Origin of the sequence: Sphingomonas sp. FUKUSWIS1 (genome assembly GCF_000733135.1) — a bacterium.
Classification (GTDB): domain Bacteria; phylum Pseudomonadota; class Alphaproteobacteria; order Sphingomonadales; family Sphingomonadaceae; genus Sphingomonas; species Sphingomonas aerolata.
In genome coordinates this window covers 1-2,114 of sequence record NZ_JPJC01000178.1, presented here as the reverse complement: position 1 = coordinate 2,114, position 2,114 = coordinate 1, and the positions used below count along the sequence as shown (strand labels likewise).

General features: G+C 70.8%; 1 protein-coding gene and 2 pseudogenes. All 3 read left to right on the top strand.

The features are described from left to right. Positions 1 to 446 (top strand): annotated as a pseudogene (gene fliI, locus sphsw_RS11300) (flagellum-specific ATP synthase FliI); the annotation flags it as partial. Continuing rightward, positions 439 to 864 (top strand): hypothetical protein, encoded by a 426-nt coding sequence (locus sphsw_RS11295; protein ID WP_031440712.1) that lies wholly within the window; start codon positions 439 to 441, stop codon positions 862 to 864. The pseudogene fliI and the gene sphsw_RS11295, both read left to right, overlap by 8 nt. Positions 865 to 898: 34 nt before the next feature. After that, a pseudogene (locus sphsw_RS11290) lies at positions 899 to 2,114 on the top strand (hypothetical protein); the annotation flags it as partial.

The following is a 2,114-nucleotide window of genomic DNA, read 5'->3' as shown; positions in this document are numbered from 1 at the left end:
TGATCGAGCGCGCGGGCGTCGACGTCCATACCGGCGGGTCGATCACCGCGATCTATACCGTGCTGGCGGACGGCGATGACGGCAACGACCCGGTCGTCGATTCGGCGCGCTCGATCCTCGACGGGCATATCGTGCTGAGCCGCCAGCTGGCCGAGCGCGGCGTCTATCCGGCGATCGACATCGGCCCCTCGGTCAGCCGCGTGATGACCGACATCGCCGACGCGCCGCATGTCAGGGCTGCGCGCGTACTGCGCCGCAATCTGGCGACCTATGAGGAGAATCGCGACCTCGTGCTGATGGGCGCCTATCGTGCGGGTGCCGACCCGGCGATCGACAATGCGATCGCCTGCCACGGCGCGATCATGGAGTATATCCGCCAGGATTCGGACGAGAAGGTGTCGCTGGCGGATTCGGTTGCCGAGCTGGTCGGTGTCTTTGGTGGCTGACGCCCGCGCCAAGACGCTGGCACGGATCCACCGCGTCCGGACCTTGCAGCTCGGCCTGACCCGCGCCGACGAAGCCCGCGCGCACGATAAGGCCGCGAGCGAACAGGCCTTGTCGACGCGCATCTCCAGCCTTGCCGCCGCCGTCGCGCCCGTGCCCCAGACCGCGGTCGCGGTCTTGCTGGGGGCGTCGGCGCATTACCGCGAACGCCTGCAACAGTCCGCCGACGCCGCGGTCGAGCGCGTCCGGTCGGCGGAATATCAGGTCGCGCGCGCCACCGACGCGACCCGCGCCGCACAGCGCGACCAGAGCGCGGTCGAAAAGCTCATCGCGCGCGCGCAGGCCGATGCGGTCATCCGAGAGCTGCGCGTGCTCGAGGAGGCACCGGCCTTCAGGAAAATCCGGCACGATCCTTGCTGAGTACGGGCTGACACCGCCCTATTCGAGAGATTGCATGATCCTGCCCGCGCTTGCCTCCCCTCCTGGCCTCGCCCTTACGGCCGCGCCACGCGTGGCGGGCGGTGAGTCCGCGGGTGATTTTGGCGGCACGCTGGCTGCGCTGCTCGACACCGGGCTGGTGGCCGACGTCGCACCGGCCGATATCACCACCCGGCAACCGTCCGTCATCGGCGGCAAGCCCTTGCCGGATGCCGCCGCTCCGGCCGAAACGCTGCCGTTCTGGTCGCCGGGTGTCGCCTTTGTCCAAGTGCCGGTCGCAGCAACAGCGGACATTAAAGCCGACGTACCGGCGGCCGTAGCGGCGGCCGCGCTCACGCCCGTCGCATTGGGCACGTCCGCGCTCACGCCGGTGAAATCGCCGCTTGCGTCGTCGCTGGTCGGCGGGGGCGGCGAGGTGCCGATCGAAGGCCCGGACCCGGCACCGGTCGAAAACCGGCTTCCGCCGCCGCCGGAGCGCGTCATCCGGATCGGCCTGCGCGGCACCGAACGTCCGACCACGGCGAAACGTCCGCGCGATTCCGACGCCACCGACGACACACCGACAGAACAGGCGACGATCCCCGGGGCAGATCCGACCGCCGTGCCGGTCGTGACCGATGCCCCCCAAGCCCTGCCGTCCGCCGCACCGCAGGCAACGCTGCCCGAAGCTGGTATCGGCACGGCAACGTTGGCGGGAGACGCGTTCGCCAGGTCGAACAAGCCCGGCGCGCGACAGGCTCCCCCTCTCTCGACGATGCCAGAGCCGCTACCCGCCGCTGCGTTTGCGCGCGACGCCGCAAGGAAGGCTCCTGCCTTTCAGTCCGGGATCGCCACGCCAGCGACGGCGGATACGCCCGCCGTCGATGAGACGCCAAGCAGCAATGCCCCGCCGCCGCCTTCCGGCGCACGCCCGGCATTTGCCGCGGCTTCCGATTTCCAGGTCGCCGCCGTGATCCTGTCGGGCACCCGCCCGGTCGCGCTTCCCGACACCCCCAGCCTGCCAGCAGGGGAAACCTTCCCGCTGCCCGCCGCTTTCAATGGCACGGTCATGCCCTTGCCAGCGCCGGGCACGCCGGCTCATGCTCCGGCACTGTCGCCCGCAGTTGCCGCAGACTCCGCCAGCGCCGACACGCCGCCACCGCAATGGTCGTCACGCGACGGCGCACCACCCGTGACCCTCGTCGTGCAGCAGCCGCCCGCCGCCGCCACACAGCCGCAACCCGGCACCGTCG